Source organism: Microbacterium sp. SLBN-146 (assembly GCF_006715145.1).
Classification (GTDB): domain Bacteria; phylum Actinomycetota; class Actinomycetes; order Actinomycetales; family Microbacteriaceae; genus Microbacterium.
In genome coordinates, this window is sequence record NZ_VFMR01000001.1 from 2,795,754 (window position 1) to 2,814,378 (window position 18,625).

An 18,625-nucleotide genomic window follows, 5' to 3' on the forward strand; every position below is an offset into this window, starting at 1 on the left:
GCCGACCGACGAAAGGGGAGACGCATGACGTCATTTGCGCGCGGACAGCGGGTCATCGGGCCGGCGACGCACTACGTCGAGAATCAACCGCCGTGGCGCACCGGGGTCGACGAGTACTCGACGAATCGTCCCCTCGTCGCGGCGGTGACCGGCTTCGGCGCAGGATGGGCCGACGAGAATCTCCGCCGGACGGGCGAGCTTGTCGGCTCGACATCGTTCCAGCGCGATGCCGAACTCGCGAACACGCACACTCCCGTCGCACACGCGCACGATCGCTGGGGATTCCGGCTCGATGAGGTCGAGTACGACCCGTCCTACCACCGCGTGCTCGGCTCGGCGATCGCCCACGGTGCCCATACCTCCGGGTGGGTTGACCCGCGTTCGGGCGCCGGCGTCGCGCGTGCGGCGACGTTCATGCTGTTCGCGCAGGTCGAACCCGGACACGCATGCCCCGTCTCCATGACTCATGCCGCAGTGGCGACCCTGAAGGAGAGCCCTTCTCTCGCCGAGGAGTGGCTTCCCCGTCTCTACTCCCGCGAGTACGACCCGCACCTGCAGGGCGAGCACGACAAGCCGAGCGCGCTCATCGGGATGGCGATGACAGAGAAGCAGGGCGGATCCGACGTGCGCGCCGGGACCACCGTCGCGACGCACATGGGCGGCCGCAGCTATCAGCTCACGGGCCACAAGTGGTTCTGCTCCGCGCCGATGTCGGACGGATTCCTCGTCTTGGCGCAGGCGCGCCGCGGCGCGACCGACGAAGGGCTGACATGCTTCTTCGTGCCGCGGGTGCTGACGCGTGGGATGCGCAACGTCTTCCGCATCCAGCGGCTGAAAGACAAACTCGGGAACCGATCCAACGCATCGGCGGAGATCGAATTCGACGGCACGATCGCGGTTCTCGTGGGGGAGCCTGGGCGGGGCGTGCGCGCCATCATCGAGATGGTGCAGCGCACGCGCCTCGACTGCGTGCTCGGCACGGCAGCGGGCATGCGCCAGTCGGTCGCCGAAGCACTCTGGAACGCCCGCGGCCGGATGGCGTTCGGCGCCCCGCTCATCGACCAGCCCGCGATGACGGGTGTGCTGGCAGACCTGGCGCTCGAATCGGAAGCGGCGATGCTCACAGGCTTGCGGCTCGCCCAGCTCTTCGAGGAGGATGCGTCCGATCGTGATGTCGCGCTCCGCCGCCTCGCGACCCCCGTCTCGAAGTACTGGGTCTGCAAGCGGGGCCCGCAGCACGCGTACGAAGCGCTCGAGAGCCTCGGTGGCAACGGGTACACCGAGGACTTCCCTCTCGCGCGGCGATATCGGGAGCAGCCGGTCATGGCGATCTGGGAGGGGTCGGGGAATGTCATCGCGCTCGATGTTCTCCGCGCGCTCACGAAGGACGTCTCATCCGCTGAAGCGTTCGCAGACGAACTGTCGGACGCGCGAGGAGTCTCCCGGATCTATGACGCGCACGTCGATCGCGCCCTCGCGCTCCTGCGAGAAGCGCAGAGCGCGGACCCTGAGGCGGCGCAGGGGACGGCACGACGATTGACGGAGGCGCTCGCGGCGGCCTTCCAGGCATCCCTCATGCTTCGTCATGCGCCTGCAGCGGATGCGGATGCCTTCATCGCCGCTCGGCTCGGCGACGAGCGTATGTCGCAGTACGGAACACTCCCCGTCGGCACCGACGCCGCCGCCATCCTGACCCGTCACTGACACGCCCACGTAGTGTGGGATTCGTGATGAAGCACGTGAGAGTGGCGGTCGGTGTCGTCGTCGGCGCGCTCCTCCTCGCGGGTGCGGCTCCCGTGAGCGCGGTCGTGACGATGGACGTGCCGGATTCGACGGGCACGGTCACGGTGCGCGCGGCGACAGACGCAGAGCGCTCGGCACGGACCGAACAGCGGCTGGCCACCCTTTCGACGCGCGAGAAGGCGGCATCGATCGTCATGGGCCACATTCCGACGACGGATGCCGCTGCCCTTCGCGCCTACGTCGAGTCCACCGACGTCGGTGGGTTCATCCTCATGGGTGCGAACATCCCGGGCGACGAGTCGCAGCTTCGCGCGTTGACGGCCGCGCTCACCGTCGATCCCGCGCTGCCGCCCGTCATCGCCGTCGACCAGGAGGGAGACGACGTCTCGCGACTCCCATGGGACGACTTCCCGGCGGCCACGACACTCAAGTACGAAGCACCCGAGGCGACGGCGTCCGCCTTCGCAGGCCGGGGCGCTCTGCTCCAGCGCGCAGGTATCGGCGTCAACTTCGGCGTCGTCGCAGACGTCACGAACGACCGGTCGATGTTCATCTATCGGCGGGCCCTCGGCACGACTCCGGAATCCGGTGCCGCGCACGTCGCTGCTGCCGTGCAGGGGGAGAACTCCACGGTCTTCTCGACGCTCAAGCACTTCCCCGGCCACGGGGCGGCACCGGGCGACTCGCACGCCGGGATCCCGTCGACCCCGATGTCGAGGGAGGAGTGGCGGGCCACTGACGCTGCTCCTTTCGCGGCGGGGATCGACGCGGGAGCGCCGCTCCTCATGTTCGGGCATCTCGCCTACACGGCGGTCGACACGACGCCCGCATCGCTCTCGGCGGAGTGGCATCGCATCGCGCGCGACGACCTCGGTTTCGACGGCGTCATGATCACGGACGACCTCGGCATGCTCGAGGCCTCGGGAATTCCCGCCTACTCCGATCCGGTGGCGAATGCCGTGAGTGCGGTCGCTGCCGGCAACGACATGGTGCTCGCCGTTGTGTACACGTCCCCCGGCTCTGCGGGAGCGATCATCGACGGACTCGTTGCCGCCGTGGAGTCCGGCGCCCTCCCTGCAGAGCGGCTCGATGATGCGGCACGCCGAGTGCTCCAGCTGCGGCTCGACACGGCAGCCGCGGGCCGGGGGATGCTGCCGTGCTCTGAATGCGTCGCGGTACGCTGATCAGCCTTCGTCGCGGGCGGGCTCGATGAGCTCGGGCGAGTTGTTCCGGACGTTTCCGACGGCGCGCGACACCACGTGGTCGTCGAGGGTCTCCGCGATAGCCGGTGCCGCGTCGATCGATGCATCGAGAACATCCCGCACGTTCTCCGTCGAGGGATCGAGCCATGCATCGGCGTGATCCGGGTCGACGAAGAGCGGCATCCGGTCGTGGATCGAGCCGAGCCTGCCGATCGAATCCCGCGTCAGGATCGTGAAGCTGAGGAGCCAACGCTCGGGGTCGTCGTCGGTCTTCGATGGATCTTTCCACCACTCGTAGAGGCCCGCGAAGAAGAGCGGCGCGTCGTCTGCCGGGTGGATGTAGTGCGGCACTTTCACGTCGCCGAGGGTTTTCCACTCGTAGTAGCCCGATGCGGGCACGATCGCGCGCCGCTTGCCGAGGGCGTTCCGGAACATCGGTTTGTCTTCGAGTTCTTCTGAGCGAGCGTTGAACGCGCGAGCGCCGATCTTGACGTCCTTCGCCCACGGTGGCACGAGGCCCCATCGCGCCGACTCGAGCCGACGGGTCGGCGGGTCCGTCTTCGCGGAGTCGATCACGATGGCCGCACGGGCCGTGGGCGCGATGTTGAAAGACGGTGCGGGAAGATCATCGCCCTCGACGTCGACGCGCAGCACGCCCACGAGCTCGGAACCCGCACTGGCAACGACGAATCGACCGCACATGGCGACAGCCTACGCTCGGGCGCCGACACCGCTGCAGGTCCGTCGGCGTCCATCACCGCCCGATGACGCCGGCTTCCTCGAGACGCTCGAGAAGTCCCGCGCCGTCCTTGTCGGTGACCCACGGAATCGCCGCCGCCGAGTGATCGTTGACGGCCGTCCGACCGCCGGCGAGCACGGCTTCGGTGGGGGACAGCTGACGGATCGCAACCGCCACGACGTTTCCCGGATGCTCGCTCGTGAACGTCGTGTAGAGGTCATCGTCATGCTGACCGTCGTCGCCGATCAGGAGCCATCGCACGTCAGGGAACTCACGCGCGAGACGCCGGAGATTCTCGGCCTTGTGGTCGCGACCGCTGCGAAACCATCGATCGTGCGTCGGACCCCAGTCGGTGAGCAGCATCGCCCCCGGCGGGAAGAGGTGGCGCCGAAGGAAGCGGATGAGCGTCGGCGCGACGTTCCATGCCCCCGTCGAGAGGTAGATGAGCGGCGAGCCGGGGTTGTCGCGCACGAGGCGCTCCATCAGCACCGCCATGCCCGGTACGGGCTGACGTGCGTGCTCGTCGACGACGAACGAATTCCACGCCGCGATCAGCGGGCGGGGGAGGGCCGTCACCATGACGGTGTCGTCGACATCGGACACGACTCCGAATCGGAGATCGGGCGCGACGATGAACGCTCGCGTCTCGACGGGCTCACTGCCTTCGACCGTCACGGTGAAGGTCTGCCAGCCCGGGTCGAGTTCCGCGGGGATGACGGCATCGATGACGCCGCCGCGATCCGAGACCACGTCGTGCGTGACGCCCGCGATCGTGATGCTCACCTGCGCATAGCCGACGGGCACCGCGGCGAAGCTGCGCCACCCGCGGACCGAGGCGTACTCGCCCGGACTGCGCGGCTTGACGACAGGGACGATGAGCACCCGCCCGAGAACGCGCACCCACTCCGTACTGCCGTAGCCGGGGAACGGCGTGACCGTCGGCGTCAATCCGCGGGCTCGCGCACGACGTTCGCGCCAGGTGTGGAAACGGTGCTCGAGCCGGGCGAGCCAGAGCACCTTGGTGCGAGCGGGGGCGTCGGTGTTGTCGGGCATCCCCTTCAGTCTTCCACGTCGCCGATCGGCTCCGTTGAACGGCGGATGTCGGAAAGGTCGTCATCGGCCATGAGGTGGCGCCGTTCGCTGCGCTCGATGAGCTTCTTGGCGACGAACACTCCGATGAGGAAGACGACGATGATCGCGACGAAGATGTAGGCCGCATAGTGCAGGCTGTCGGCGAGTTCGCGGTATGTCCCCGCAGCGACGGCGGAGACGGAGATGTACAGCGTCGCCCAGAGGATGCAGGCCGGCGTCGTCCAGGCGAGGAAGCGCCGATAGGGGTACTCGCTCATGCCGACGGTCAGCGGCACGAGCGAGTGCAGCACCGGCAGGAAGCGCGAGATGAAGATGGCAGGGCCGCCGCGTCGACGAAGATAGCGTTCCGAGCGCTCCCAGTTGTCTGTCCCGATGCGGCGGCCGAGGCGGGAGTCGCGGATACGCGGGCCGAGGAATCGCCCCAGCCAGAATCCGATGCTCTCGCCTGCGAGGGCGCCGAGGACGACGACGATTCCCAGGATGACGCCTTCGAGGGGGGACTCGACAGCCGTGCCGGCGACGATCACGACCGTGTCACCCGGTACGACGAGTCCGATCAGGATGCTCGTCTCGAGCATGATCGCCAGCCCCGCGATGATGGTCCGTACGACGGGGTCCACGCTCTGGACCGTGTCGAGGAGCCACGACAGGATCTCGTTCACGCCATGAGCCTAAGGCTCGCAGGTCGCCCTAGCCTGGGAACCATGACCGAGGATCTCATCTCGACGCCGCTCGGTGCGTGGATGGATCCTCAGGTCGTCTTCCACGCCCTCCACGCGCGATCCGCGCATGCGTTCTGGCTCGATGCCGGACCGGATGCGGTCCACGGGTGGAGTTGGGTGGGCATCGGCGTACCGGAGCCCGATCCCCACCAGGTCCGGGCGGTGCCGTGCGCCGCGGCGGCATCCGACGGCGGGGCCGGCCCGTTCCGGGGCGGATGGGTGGGGTGGCTCGACTACGAGCAGGCCGCCGCCCGCGCCGGGGCGCCCGTCGCGGCATCCGATGCATTCGTCCCTTCCGTCAGCTGGTTGCGGGTGACGCGATTCGTCGCCTTCGACCATGAGCGTCGCCGGGCATGGCACTTCGGGGGAGCGGGCGAGAGCATCGACGTCGACGCGGCGGAGCCCGCACCGGCCCCCGTCGAGCCCGATTCGGCACCCTCGCCTGCGCGCGGCCGACACGACCCCGACGACTACGCGGCACTCGTCGAGCGATGCCGCGACGCCATCCGCGAAGGCGATGCCTACCAGCTGTGTCTCACGACACGGTTCGCCGTGGAAGGGGACATCGATCCCGTAGAGGCATATCGGCGGCTGCGCGCGACGACTCCTGCGCATCACGGGGGACTCATCGTGAGCGGCGACGTCGCCGTTGTGAGCGCGAGCCCCGAACGTTTTCTCGACGTGCGATCGGGTGTCGTCCGCACGCACCCCATCAAGGGAACCCGCCCCCGTGGCCGGGACGAGGAAGAAGATCTCGCGCTCGCGCACGAGTTGCAATCGAGCGCGAAGGAGCGTGCGGAGAACATCATGATCGTCGACCTCATGCGCAACGACCTCTCTCGCGTCTGCAGGGCCGGCACGATCCGCGTCGAGTCGCTTCTCGCGGTCGAGTCCTACCCGGCTGTCCACCAGCTCGTCTCCACCGTCGCGGGCGACCTGCTCCCGGGGACGACGGTCGGTGATCTGCTCGATGCAGCCTTTCCCGCCGGAAGCATGACGGGCGCGCCGAAGCTCTCCGCGATGACGATCCTGCACGACCTGGAAGGCGCCCCGCGCGGCATCTTCTCGGGGGCGTTCGGGTGGGTCGGAACCGACGGCGCGCTGGACCTCGCGATGGTCATCCGCACGATCGTGACGCACCCCGGGGGTGCGTACGTCGGCGCCGGCGGGGGCATCACCTGGCACTCGGATGCCGCGGCGGAAGTCGCCGAAGTCGGCGTGAAGGCCCGCGGCCCGCTCGCGGCGATCGGTGCGACGCTGCCGCTCGGCTGGTGACGATCCCCGTCCGCTAATCTGGAGGATGGCGCTCCGGCGCTTTCCCGGCATCCATTGATTGGTTCTTCCCCGTGAGTCAGACCCTGCCCCCCGAGACCGACGCGCACTCCGACGGCGCGTTCGACGCGTACGCCATCCAGCAGAAGTGGCAGGCGCGCTGGTCAGAGGCCGATCCGTTCCGCGCGGGAGGGGCGGGTGACACCCGTCCGCGCAAGTACGTGCTGGGAATGTTCCCCTACCCGTCGGGCGACCTCCACATGGGGCATGCCGAGAGCTACGCGTATGTGGACATCGTCGCGCGATTCTGGCGTCACCGCGGGTACAACGTGCTCAACCCGATCGGCTGGGACTCCTTCGGTCTTCCCGCCGAGAACGCCGCGATCCAGCGCGGTGCGGATCCCCGCGAGTGGACCTACGCCAACATCGCGCAGCACAAGAAGAGCTTCCGCGAGTACGGCTCTTCGTACGACTGGTCTCGCATCCTGCACACGAGCGACCCCGAGTACTACCGCTGGAACCAGTGGCTCTTCCAGGCGCTGTACGAGCGCGGGCTCGCGTACCGCAAGGAGAGCCCCGTCAACTGGTGCCCCAACGACCAGACGGTGCTCGCGAACGAGCAGGTCGTCGACGGGCATTGCGAACGCTGCGGCGCCGAGGTCGTCAAGAAGAAGCTGACGCAGTGGTACTTCAAGATCACCGACTACGCCGACCGCCTCCTCGACGACCTGAACCAGCTCGAGGGGTTCTGGCCGCAGAAGGTGATCCGGATGCAGCGCAACTGGATCGGTCGCTCCGTCGGAGCCGACATCGAGTTCGAGATCGAGGGCCGCGATGAGCGTGTCACGGTCTTCTCCACTCGCCCCGACACGCTGCACGGCGCGACGTTCTTCGTCGTCGCGCCCGACAGCGATCTGGCCGCCGAACTCGTCGCGGGAGCAGATCCCGACGTGCGCATGCGCTTCCAGGACTACCTCGACCAGGTGCAGAAGCAGAGCGAGATCGAGCGCCAGAGCACCGACCGGCCCAAGACCGGCGTCTTCCTCGGCCGTTGGGCCGTCAACCCGATCAACGGGGAGCGACTCCCCGTGTGGGCCGCCGACTATGTCCTCGCCGACTACGGCCACGGCGCCGTCATGGCCGTTCCCGCGCACGATCAGCGCGACCTCGATTTCGCTCGTGCGTTCGACCTCCCCGTCAAGGTCGTCGTCGACACGACAGCCCCCATCACCGGCGCGATTCCCGTCATCGAGCTCGACGAGCACGGTGTCCCCATCGACCCGGGCGCCGATGAGGCGTCGCTCGATGAGATCGACCCCGCCAAAACGGGGATCGCACTGACCGACGACGGTCGCATGATCAACTCCGGTTCGCTCGACGGCCTCTCGAAGCGCCACGCGATCGCGCGGATCACGGAGCAGCTCGAGGCCGCCGGTGTCGGGCGCGCCGCGAAGTCGTACCGCCTCCGCGACTGGCTCATCTCGCGACAGAGGTTCTGGGGCACGCCGATCCCCATGATCCACACCGAGGACGGCAGGATCGTCCCAGTTCCCGAGGACCAGCTGCCGCTCGTCCTCCCCGACGCGCAGAACCTCGATCTGGCACCCAAGGGCACGTCGCCTCTCGGCGGGGCGACGGAGTGGATGCAAACGGTCGACCCGGAGACGGGCGAGCCGGCGCTGCGCGACCCCGACACGATGGACACGTTCGTCGACAGCTCGTGGTACTTCCTGCGCTTCCTCGACCCGAGCGATCCCGAGCGCGCCTTCGATCCTCGTGAGGCCGACAAGTGGGCGCCCGTCGACTCCTACATCGGCGGCGTCGAGCACGCGATCCTGCACTTGCTCTACGCGCGCTTCATCACGAAGGTCCTGTTCGACATGGGCCTCGTCGAGTTCACTGAGCCGTTCTCGAGCCTCATCAACCAGGGCATGGTGCTGCTCGACGGATCGAAGATGTCCAAGAGCAAGGGCAACCTCGTCGAGTTCGAGGCCAGCATGATGGACCCGGGCGCCGATGTCGTGCGCACCGCGATCGCCTTCGCCGGGCCGGTCGAGGACGACATCAACTGGGAGGACGTCTCGACGACAGGCGCCGCGAAGTTCCTCGCGCGCGCCTGGCGCGTCGCGAAGGATGTCACGAGCGAGCCCGACGTGGTGTGGGCGGAAGGGGATGCCGCGCTCCGCCGCGTCACCCACCGCCTGCTCGCCGACGCGCCCGGACTCGTCGAGCAGACGAAGTTCAATGTGCTCGTCGCGCGTCTCATGGAGCTCGTCAACGCGACGCGCAAAGCCATCGACACCGGTGCCGGTCCCGCCGACCCCGCCGTCCGAGAGGCTGCGGAGTCGACCGCGATGATGCTCGACCTCTTCGCGCCCCACACGGCGGAGGAGATGTGGGAGATCCTCGGCTACGAGCCGTTCGTCGGCCTTGCCACGTGGCGCCAGCCCGACCCGACTCTCCTCGTGGACGAGTCCGTCACGGCGGTCGTCCAGATCGACGGCAAGGTGCGTGCGACGCTCACGGTTCCGGCTCGGATCGACGCTGCCGAGCTCGAACGTCTCGCGCGCGAGGACTCGCGCATCACCCGATCGCTGGGCGACCGCGAGATCGTTCGTGTGATCGTGCGCGCTCCGAAGGTCGTGAGTTTCAGCACGCGCTGATCTTCTCCTCCCCAGAGCGGAGCTGATCAGCGGTATCCACCTTCGCGAGGTCTGGTCGTCTGCCGTGTCCGGTGCGCGCATAACGTGTCGGGATGGCATCCGACCCGTCGTACACGGATACCCGGCGCAGGCTGGGTGTCGGCGCGCTCGTGGTTCTCGTGCTCGTCGTCCTTGCGGCGACGGTCGGCATCGGCATCCTCAGAAGCGCTCTTGCGCCGGTCGAGACGATCTCGTTGGATGAGCCGGCAACGCTCGCGACCGCACCGTCAGCGGGTGTGTACGTGCACGTCTCCGGAGCTGTCGAGATTCCCGGGCTGTATGTGGTCGCGGAGGGATCCCGTGTGGTCGACGCCGTCGCCGCCGCGGGAGGATTCACAGACGAGGCGGATGCGGATGCTCTCAACCTCGCACGCCCTGTCAGCGACGGCGAGCAGATCATCGTGCTGGCAGCGGGCGAGGCGCCGGCCATGACGGAGGCGGGCGTGGCGGGGGACGGGCGGGTCAATCTCAACACCGCCGACCTGAGCGACCTCGACACGCTTCCGCGTGTCGGGCCGGCCATCGCACAGCGCATCATCGAATGGCGCGAATCGAACGGGCGCTTCTCGAGCGTCGACGATCTTCTGGCGATACCGGGCATAGGTGACAAGATGCTCGAGTCGTTCCGCGATCTCGTCACCGTGTGAGTCGCCAGACCGTTGCGCGCGTAGGCTCGATACCCATGGCCCTGGGTGCGACGATCCACACATTCGATGTGCAGTTGGCGGATGTGGACCGCGGGGTCTACGAGGATCTCTCTTTCCGCGTCGCCCGACACCCGTCCGAGACCGACGCGTACATGATGACGCGCGTGCTGGCCTACTGCCTCGAGTACCAGGAGGGGATCGGGTTCAGCGAGGGCGTTTCGGCGACGGATGAGCCGGCTGTCCTCATCCGTGACCTCACGGGGCACATCACGGCGTGGATCGAAGTCGGCGCGCCCGATGCCGAGCGGCTGCACTACGCGAGCAAGCTCGTCGATCGCACGAGGATCTACACGCATCGTGACCCGGAGAAGGTGCGCGCACCCTGGGCCGGCAAGCGGATCCACCGTGCGGAGGAGATCGAGTTGCACAGCTTCGATCCCGACTTCATCGCGCACGCCGTCGGAGCACTTGCGCGGCGCAACACGATGAGCCTCTCGGTCACAGAGCGCCACGTCTACCTCGAGCTCAACGGCACGTCGTCGGAATCCGACATTCACACGCTCAGCCTCGACTGAGCGTTTCCTCCCCAACCGGGGCGGAGTGCCCGGTTGTCCCCGGACTCATATCGCTCACATCGCGCGGCACCTCGTCTGCCTAGCGTGGGCACATGGGGTCGTCCACGCACGCGTTCACGGACCGCGTGCGGCTCGTGCCCGTCGTCCTGACGTCCTGGGGGGTCGCCCTGTGGACGACACACAACGGCGACGCACCCCTTCTTTCTGTGACCTTCTGGGTTCTCGGTGTCGTCGTCGTTCTCTGTCTCGCGGTGCTCAGCGGCCTCGGAGTCCGACGACGGGGCGTCCGGCACGCGGCGGCGATCATCGTTCTCGCACTCGCCTGCGGTGCCGCCGTCGCAACGCACGTCACGATCGGCGCGCACGACCGGAGCACACTCGCGGAGGCGGCGCTCGACGGTGGACGCGCCATCGACGTGCGTGCCACGGTGAGCGGAAAGATCGAGCATCGCGTCGACGGATCCGTCACTTTCGATGTCGTCGTGCAGGAGGTGACGGCGGGGGCGGACGCGAGGAGGGTGCACGGCGACGCCGTCATCCGGATCGATCCCGATGATGTCTCGTCGCCCCCCGGGACGCTGGACGTCGGCGCTGTCGTCTCGGCGCGCGGGTCAGCGGTCCCCGGTCGGGTCGGTGCGCGAGCGGTGTGGGAACTGAGGGCGTCGGAGCTGGAGGTGATCTCACCGGCGTCCGGGCTGCTCGGTGGCGCCGCAGCCCTGCGTCAGGGGCTCGTCGCCGCAACGTCCGGACTTCCCGATCCTGGAGCCGGGCTCGTCCCGGGGCTCTCCGTCGGCGACACCTCCGCCGTCGATCCGACCCTCGACGAGGCGATGAAGCAATCGTCCCTGTCCCACCTCACAGCGGTATCCGGTGCCAACTGCGCGCTCGTGGTGGGTCTCGGCTTCCTCGCCGCAGCGGGACTCGGAGCGGGCAGGCGCCTGCGGGTCTGCGTGGGACTCGTCGTGCTCGTGGGCTTCGTCATCCTCGTGACCCCGGAGCCGAGCGTCATCAGGGCGGCCACGATGGCCGCGATCGCCATGCTCGCCCTCCTCCTCGGCAGAACGGGCGTCGGGATGTCGGTACTGAGCCTCGCCGTCGTCGTTCTTCTCGTCCTCGACCCCTGGTTGTCCGGTTCTTTGGGATTCGCCCTCTCCGTCGCCGCCACGGCGTCGCTCCTTCTGCTTGCGAAGCCGCTGACGCTCGGCCTCGCCCGATGGCTTCCACGGTCGCTCGCGCTGCTCCTCGCCGTACCTCTCGCGGCCCAGCTCGCATGCGGACCGCTTCTCATCCTCATCGAGCCGAGCGTTCCGGTGTTCGGCGTGCTCGCCAACGTGATCGCGGCGCCGGCGGCTCCCGCCGCGACCGTCATCGGACTCCTCGCATGTCTGACCGTCGCGTTCCCGCTCGTGCAGTCCGGACTCGCCGCCGTAGCCTGGATCCCCGCGACCTGGATCGCCGTCACGGCTGACACCGTCGCGAACCTTCCCGGCGACCTCTTGCCGTGGATCGATGGTTGGCTCGGAGCCACGGCGCTCGCATTGCTCAGTGCCGCGTGCGCGATCGTGACCGCGGTCCCCTCGGGCGGGTCGCTTGTTCGCCGTGGCGCACGCGCAGCGTCTGCCGTCGCCATCGCCGTCGTGCTCGGTGCGGCCCTCGGATCGACGGCCACGCGCACGATCGCGGGTGGGTGGACGCTGCCCGACGACTGGAGCATCCTCCAATGCGACATCGGTCAGGGAGATGCCGTCCTCATTCGTTCGCACGGGGCTGTCGCGCTCGTCGACACCGGTCCCGATCCTGAAGCGCTCGACGCGTGCCTGTCTCGGGCAGGAATCGCGCGGATCGATCTCCTGGTCCTCACGCACTTCGATCTCGACCACGTCGGCGGTACGGAGGCCGTGCTCGGTCGCGTCGGCACCGTCGTGCACGGGCCGCCCGTGGATCCACCCGACGACCGCCTGCTCGATGAGCTCACCCGGGGCGGTGCGCACCTGATCCGCGGTGCCGCGGGCCACGAGGGGGCGCTCGGAGAAGCGCGCTGGCGTGTGGTGTGGCCGCCGCCCGACAGCCCGGCGTTCCCGTCGGGCAACGACGCGAGCGTCGTGATCGACATCCGTGGCGGGGGAGTGCCCGCGAGCCTGTTCCTCGGCGATCTCTCCGAGTCCCCGCAACGTGCTCTCGCGGCATCCGGCGAACTCGCGCCTCCGTACGCCGTCGTCAAGGTCGCTCACCACGGCAGCCGCGACCAGGATCCGGGACTCTATGCAGAGGCCGATCCGTCCATCGCGCTCATCGGCGTGGGTGCCGACAACGACTACGGACACCCTCGGAGAGAGATCCTCGACGTCCTCACGGTCCTCGGCGTCGTCATCGCGCGAACGGACACACAGGGCATCACGGCCGTCTCGGCCCGCGACGACGACGTCGTCGTCTGGCACGAGCGCGGCTGACTTCAGCACGTCGCTCACACCTCCCTCCCCGCGCGCAGTTCACTTGTCTCAAAGGGCGGCCCCCGCGCCGTAGACCTCGCCCTTTGAGACAAGTGAACGGGGAGGTGACCGATCGGATGCCTCGGGGAGGCGGTCGATGTCGGGGGTCTCGATAGGCTGAGTGCTATGGCCGCGGCACCTCGACGATCACCCTCGACGTCGAAGTCGGCGATCCCTCAGCTCTCGTGGCGTTCACCGCAGCCGGCCCCTGTCGTCCTCGTCTCGGGGCCTGAAGACGTGTGTGCCGAGCGAGCGACAGCGACGCTTCGCGACTACCTGCGGGCAGAAGACCCCAGCCTCGAGGTCTCGGACCTGCGTGCCGACGACTACGTCGCAGGCTCCCTCCTCGGGGTCACGTCGCCGTCGCTCTTCGGTGAGCCACGCCTCGTCCGCGTCACCGGCGTCGAGAAGTGCTCCGACGCGTTCCTCTCCGAGGCGCTCAGCTACCTCGCGCAGCCGCAGGAGGGCGCGACGCTCGTCCTGCGGCACACCGGTGCGACGGTGCGGGGCAAGAAGCTCCTCGACGCCATCCGCGCCGGAACCGGCGGCGGCGTCGAAATCGCCTGTCCCGCGATCAAGCGCGATTCCGACAAGTTCGACTTCGCGGCGGGGGAGTTCCGCGCTGCGCAGAAGCGCATCGTCCCGACAGCGCTCCGCACCCTGGTCTCCGCTTTCGCCGACGACGTCACCGAACTCGCGGCCGCCTGCCAGCAGCTCATCTCCGACGTCCCCGGCGACATCACGGATCAGATCGTCGAGCGGTACTACGGAGGCCGTGTCGAGACGTCCGCCTTCACGGTCGCCGACACCGCCATCGCGGGTCGCTATGGCGACGCACTCATCGCTCTCCGCCACGCGCTCGCCTCGGGCGCCGACCCCGTGCCCCTCGTCGCTGCCATCGCGTCGAAGCTCCGCACGATGGCGCGTGTCGCCGGACACCGCGAGTCATCCGCGGCGCTTGCTGCACGACTCGGCCTCAAGGACTGGCAAGTCGACCGCGCCAAGCGCGATCTGGCCGGGTGGAACGAAGCATCCCTCAGCGGCGCGATCCAAGCCGCAGCGCGCGCCGACCTCGAGGTCAAGGGCGGCTCCCGCGATCCGGTGTTCTCCCTCGAACGCCTCGTCACCGTCATCGCGACGCGCGCCCCCTACGCATCCTGACCGGAATGCAGAAGAGCCCGCCCCACGGGGGGACGGGCTCTTCTCACACGGATGCGGCTCAGAGAGCGGCGACCTGCTTCGCGATCGCAGACTTGCGGTTCGCAGCCTGGTTCTCGTGGATGACGCCCTTGCTCACGGCCTTGTCGAGCTTCTTCGTCGCGGTCGCGAGTGCCTTCTCTGCGGCGGCCTTGTCGCCGGCGGCGACGGCCTCGCGGGTGCGGCGCACCTCGGTACGAAGGGCGCTCTTGACGGCCTTATTGCGCTCGTGCGCCTTGTCGTTGGTCTTGTTGCGCTTGATCTGCGACTTGATGTTGGCCACGTTCGACGTATCTTTCGTTCGTTGGATTCGGAGTTGTGCCGCGTTACGGTAGAGGGGCCGCTCGCGGCGTCGTGCGGAGGTGGGACCCCACACGCAAGCCAAAAGCCGATTCTAGCAGGCGCGTCGTGATTCTCACGAACGAGACGCGGTCGGCAGGTCGCCCCGAGCGTCGATCGTCGCGATGGCGAGGTCGAGCAGCGCGTTGAAGACCCTCGGGCGCATCGCCGTCACGAGATGAGACGTGCGCGGTACGACGATCAACTCGGCGTGCGGGGCAATCGACGTGAAGAGGCGTTCGTTGACGCGAAGCTGGTCGTACTGACCGTTGATGAACCACAGCGGAACGTCGATGCGTGCGAGGGCCGTGAGGAGGTCGAGCACCGAGAGGCTCCGCAGAGCGACGTCCTGAGCGTCGAAGGCGTATCCGCCCGCTCCGAAGTCCGCGCGTGTCTCCTCGGGGAGAGTCGCGGCGAGCATTCGCTGCGTCAGCCACATTCCGCGGTCCGGCAGCGCGTCGAACCTCCGAGCGAGGAAGCGGTAGGTCGCCAGGCCCGCCCCCCGCGGTATCGCGGTGCAGGATGCCGCAATGAATCCGGCCACGGGCGGGGGATTCTCTGCTCCGACGTAATCGATGCTCAGGAGACCGCCCATCGAGTGCCCGGCGAGGAGCACCGGACCTTCGAGAGCTGCCGCACGGACCGCCCTGTCGATCGTTGCGAACGCCTCGTCGAGGGTGAAGACCTCGGCCATGCGCGATCCGTGCCCCGGAAGATCGACCGCTGTGACAGGAATCCCGCGATCGCGGAGGTGGGCGGCCTGCACACGCCACATGGAGGCGGACGTACGGATCCCGTGCACGAGCACGACTTGAACCGTCACGCTTTCAGGATAACGACGCGGTCCTATCGTTGAGGTCATGCCCGAGATCGCCCCGCACGTCGACCGGATGCCGGGTTCCGGCGTGCGACACATCCTCGAACGCGCGCTGCAGCGCCCGGACACCATCATCCTGGCTGTCGGGGAACCTGGCGAGGTCGTCGGCGTGACAGTGCGGGATGCCGCGGCGGCGGCGTGGCATGAGGGGGATATCCGGTACACCCCCAACGGCGGCATCACGCCGCTTCGCGAGGCGATCGTCGAGAAGCTCGCTCGCGAAAACGATCTCGCGGTGGATGTCGAGCAGGTGTGGGTCACGGTCGGCGCGACCCAGGCGCTCCACATGGCGATGGCCATGACGCTCGCGAAGGGCGACGAAGTCCTCGTCCCCGACCCGGGCTATACGACCTTCACGATGAATGCCCATCTGCTACAGGCGACCCCAGTGCCGTATCCACTCCGCGCGGAGCGGTTCTTCCAGCCCGACCTCGACGAGCTCGAGTCGCTCGTCACACCCCGCACGCGCGCGATCATCGTCAACACGCCCTCGAACCCGCTGGGCTCGACGTTCGACCGTACGACGCTCGAGGCAATCCTCGACCTCGCCCGACGGCACGACCTGTGGGTGATCTCCGACGAGGTCTACGAGCGATTCACCTGGAGCGTTCCGCACGTGAGCCTCACGTCGCTCGACTCCGACGATCGCGTCCTCACCGTCTTCTCGATGTCGAAGACGTACGCGATGACCGGCGCGCGAGTCGGATGGCTCGTGACGCCGCCCGGCTGGCGCCCCGCCATGCTCCGCGTGCAGGAGTCGATCGTCAGTTGCGTCGACGCCCCGTCGCAGCGTGCCGCTCTGGCCGCGCTCACAGGCGACCAGTCCGATGTCGAGCGGGCCGCGGCGCACTATCGCGACAATCTGATCGAGGCGACCCGGCTGCTGGACGACCGCGGCATCCACTACCTCCCGCCGACGGGGGCCTTCTACCTCTGGATCGACGTCGCGCACGCATCAGGGGGCGACGTCGTCGCGTGGTGCGAACGGTTCCTCGACGAGCAGGGCGTCGCCGTCGCTCCGGGATCCGCGTTCGGCGCATCAGGCGAAGGATGGGTGCGCGTGTGCGTCGCGAGCGCTCGAGGTCCGCTCCTCGAAGGCCTCCGACGACTACCCGCTCCGGCGTGAACAGGCTTCTCAGCCGCGCCCCCCGTAGAATCGATGGGATATGTCACCGCGCGCACTGAAGCCTCTCGAGCCGTCTGCCACGCCGCCCGAGCTCCTTCGCAATTTCTGCATCATCGCCCACATCGACCACGGCAAGTCGACGCTGGCGGATCGGATGCTGCAGACGACGGGCGTCGTCTCCGATCGCGACATGCGTGCGCAGTATCTCGACCGCATGGACATCGAGCGCGAACGCGGCATCACGATCAAGTCGCAGGCGGTGCGGATGCCGTGGCAGGTGAACGGCACGACATACGCCCTGAATATGATCGACACGCCCGGGCACGTCGACTTCACGTATGAGGTCAGCCGCTCGCTTGCCGCGTGCGAAGGGGCGATCCTGCTCGTCGACGCCGCCCAGGGCATCGAGGCGCAGACCCTCGCGAACCTCTACCTGGCACTCGAGAATGATCTGCAGATCATCCCGGTGCTCAACAAAATCGACCTGCCGGCGGCCGATCCCGAGAAGTATGCGAAGGAACTCGCGAGCCTCATCGGGGGCAAGCCCGAGGATGTCCTGCGGGTCAGCGGCAAGACCGGTCTCGGCGTCGAAGAGCTGCTCGACCACGTCGTCGACCTGATCCCCGCCCCCAAGGGCGATCCCGACGCCCCGTCTCGGGCGATGATCTTCGACTCCGTGTACGACTCGTACCGCGGTGTCATCACGTACGTGCGAATGATCGACGGATCGCTCACCCCTCGTGAGCGCATCCAGATGATGTCGACGCGGGCGACCCACGAGCTTCTCGAGATCGGCGTGTCGTCACCCGAGCCGACCCCGACGAAGGGGCTCGGCGTCGGCGAAGTGGGCTACCTGATCACGGGAGTGAAGGACGTACGCCAGTCCAAGGTCGGCGACACCGTCACGAACGCGCAGCGGCCATCGAAGGAGGCGCTGCCCGGCTACACGGACCCGAAGCCGATGGTCTTCTCGGGGCTGTACCCCATCGACGGGAGCGACTATCCGGTGCTCCGAGAGGCCCTCGACAAGCTGAAGCTGTCGGATGCCTCGCTCAACTACGAGCCCGAGACGTCGGTCGCGCTGGGCTTCGGCTTCCGCTGCGGGTTCCTCGGTCTCCTGCACCTGGAGATCATCACAGAGCGTCTCGAGCGCGAGTTCGGCCTCGACCTCATCTCGACCGCGCCGTCCGTGACCTACGAGGTCAAGACCGACGACAACAAGATGTTCGTCGTCACGAACCCGAGCGAATTCCCGTCGGGGACCAAGATCGCGAGCGTGACCGAGCCGATGGTGAAGGCGGCGATCCTCGCGCCGAAGGATTACGTCGGCACGATCATGGAGCTCTGTCAGTCCCGTCGCGGAACGCTGCTCGGGATGGAGTTCCTCGGCGAGGACCGCGTCGAGATCCGGTACGCGATGCCGCTCGGCGAGATCGTCTTCGACTTCTTCGATCACCTCAAGTCGAAGACCGCCGGCTACGCGTCGCTGGATTATGAGCCGGACGGCGACCAGGAGGCGGATCTCGTCAAGGTCGACATCCTGCTTCAGGGTGAGGCCGTCGATGCGTTCAGTGCGATCGTCCACCGCGACAAGGCATACGCGTACGGCGTGCTGATGACCGAACGCCTGAAGAAGCTCATCCCGCGCCAGCAGTTCGAAGTGCCGATCCAGGCTGCGATCGGCGCGCGCATCATCGCCCGCGAGTCCATCAGAGCCATGCGCAAGGACGTGCTCGCGAAGTGCTACGGCGGTGACATCAGCCGCAAGCGCAAGCTCCTCGAGAAGCAGAAGGAGGGCAAGAAGCGCATGAAGATGGTCGGCCGCGTCGAAGTGCCCCAGGAGGCGTTCATCGCCGCCCTCTCGGGGGACGTCGAGGGCAAGGGCGCGAAGTAGGCTGGTCGG

Annotated in this window: 15 protein-coding genes; 10 read left to right on the forward strand and 5 right to left on the reverse strand. The window is 67.9% G+C overall.

The features are described from left to right. The first annotated feature begins 24 nt into the window (after window positions 1-24). Both FBY39_RS12485 and FBY39_RS12490 read left to right on the forward strand, forming a co-directional pair. Window positions 25-1,704 carry an acyl-CoA dehydrogenase family protein gene (locus tag FBY39_RS12485; protein WP_141932599.1) on the forward strand — a complete coding sequence of 560 codons (1,680 nt, stop codon included), beginning with the start codon at window positions 25-27 and terminating at the stop codon, window positions 1,702-1,704. Between the two features lie 26 nt (window positions 1,705-1,730). Beyond that, on the forward strand, window positions 1,731-2,927 hold the full coding sequence (locus tag FBY39_RS12490) for a glycoside hydrolase family 3 N-terminal domain-containing protein (protein WP_186337015.1): 1,197 nt from the start codon (window positions 1,731-1,733) through the stop codon (window positions 2,925-2,927). Here the strand turns inward: FBY39_RS12490 and FBY39_RS12495 are convergent, their stop codons facing one another. From FBY39_RS12495 to FBY39_RS12505, 3 genes are read right to left on the reverse strand one after another with little or no spacing between them, the layout of a single operon-like run. Beyond that, complete coding sequence (locus tag FBY39_RS12495; protein WP_141932600.1) at window positions 2,928-3,647, reverse strand: SOS response-associated peptidase; 720 nt, start codon at window positions 3,645-3,647, stop codon at window positions 2,928-2,930. A gap of 52 nt (window positions 3,648-3,699) precedes the next feature. Next, entirely contained in the window at window positions 3,700-4,737 is a 1,038-nt protein-coding gene (locus FBY39_RS12500) for an App1 family protein (protein WP_141932601.1), read from the reverse strand. Window positions 4,738-4,742: 5 nt separating this feature from the next. After that, on the reverse strand, window positions 4,743-5,438 hold the full coding sequence (locus FBY39_RS12505) for a DedA family protein (RefSeq protein WP_141932602.1): 696 nt from the start codon (window positions 5,436-5,438) through the stop codon (window positions 4,743-4,745). A gap of 42 nt (window positions 5,439-5,480) precedes the next feature. On the opposite strand from FBY39_RS12505, the gene pabB reads away from it, so the two are divergent. The 6 genes from pabB to holA all read left to right on the forward strand — a co-directional run bounded on the left by pabB (window position 5,481) and on the right by holA (window position 14,344). Beyond that, window positions 5,481-6,773: an aminodeoxychorismate synthase component I gene (gene pabB / locus FBY39_RS12510; protein WP_141932603.1), complete on the forward strand. Its 1,293-nt coding sequence runs from the start codon at window positions 5,481-5,483 to the stop codon at window positions 6,771-6,773. A 71-nt stretch (window positions 6,774-6,844) separates the two neighbouring features. After that, entirely contained in the window at window positions 6,845-9,433 is a 2,589-nt protein-coding gene (gene leuS, locus FBY39_RS12515) for a leucine--tRNA ligase (RefSeq protein WP_141932604.1), read from the forward strand. 92 nt (window positions 9,434-9,525) lie between these two features. Beyond that, the gene (locus FBY39_RS12520; RefSeq protein ID WP_141932605.1) at window positions 9,526-10,119 is read left to right on the forward strand and encodes a ComEA family DNA-binding protein; all 594 of its coding nucleotides are present in this window, start codon (window positions 9,526-9,528) and stop codon (window positions 10,117-10,119) included. A 35-nt stretch (window positions 10,120-10,154) separates the two neighbouring features. Next, the gene (locus FBY39_RS12525) at window positions 10,155-10,694 is read left to right on the forward strand and encodes a YaeQ family protein (RefSeq protein ID WP_141932606.1); all 540 of its coding nucleotides are present in this window, start codon (window positions 10,155-10,157) and stop codon (window positions 10,692-10,694) included. Window positions 10,695-10,786: 92 nt separating this feature from the next. After that, window positions 10,787-13,144 (forward strand): ComEC/Rec2 family competence protein, encoded by a 2,358-nt coding sequence (locus tag FBY39_RS12530; protein WP_141932607.1) that lies wholly within the window; start codon window positions 10,787-10,789, stop codon window positions 13,142-13,144. A gap of 165 nt (window positions 13,145-13,309) precedes the next feature. Then, on the forward strand, window positions 13,310-14,344 hold the full coding sequence (holA, locus tag FBY39_RS12535; protein ID WP_141932608.1) for a DNA polymerase III subunit delta: 1,035 nt from the start codon (window positions 13,310-13,312) through the stop codon (window positions 14,342-14,344). Between the two features lie 58 nt (window positions 14,345-14,402). On the opposite strand, the gene rpsT is transcribed toward holA, so the two are convergent. After that, window positions 14,403-14,663: a 30S ribosomal protein S20 gene (rpsT, locus tag FBY39_RS12540; RefSeq protein WP_141932609.1), complete on the reverse strand. Its 261-nt coding sequence runs from the start codon at window positions 14,661-14,663 to the stop codon at window positions 14,403-14,405. 132 nt (window positions 14,664-14,795) lie between these two features. Next, entirely contained in the window at window positions 14,796-15,542 is a 747-nt protein-coding gene (locus tag FBY39_RS12545) for an alpha/beta fold hydrolase (RefSeq protein WP_141932610.1), read from the reverse strand. A gap of 37 nt (window positions 15,543-15,579) precedes the next feature. Between FBY39_RS12545 and FBY39_RS12550 the strand changes: the two genes are divergently transcribed. Next, window positions 15,580-16,722, forward strand: coding sequence for a pyridoxal phosphate-dependent aminotransferase (locus tag FBY39_RS12550; protein WP_141932611.1), 1,143 nt, complete (start codon window positions 15,580-15,582; stop codon window positions 16,720-16,722). A 40-nt stretch (window positions 16,723-16,762) separates the two neighbouring features. Then, window positions 16,763-18,616: a translation elongation factor 4 gene (lepA, locus tag FBY39_RS12555; protein ID WP_141932612.1), complete on the forward strand. Its 1,854-nt coding sequence runs from the start codon at window positions 16,763-16,765 to the stop codon at window positions 18,614-18,616. Window positions 18,617-18,625: the final 9 nt, after the last annotated feature.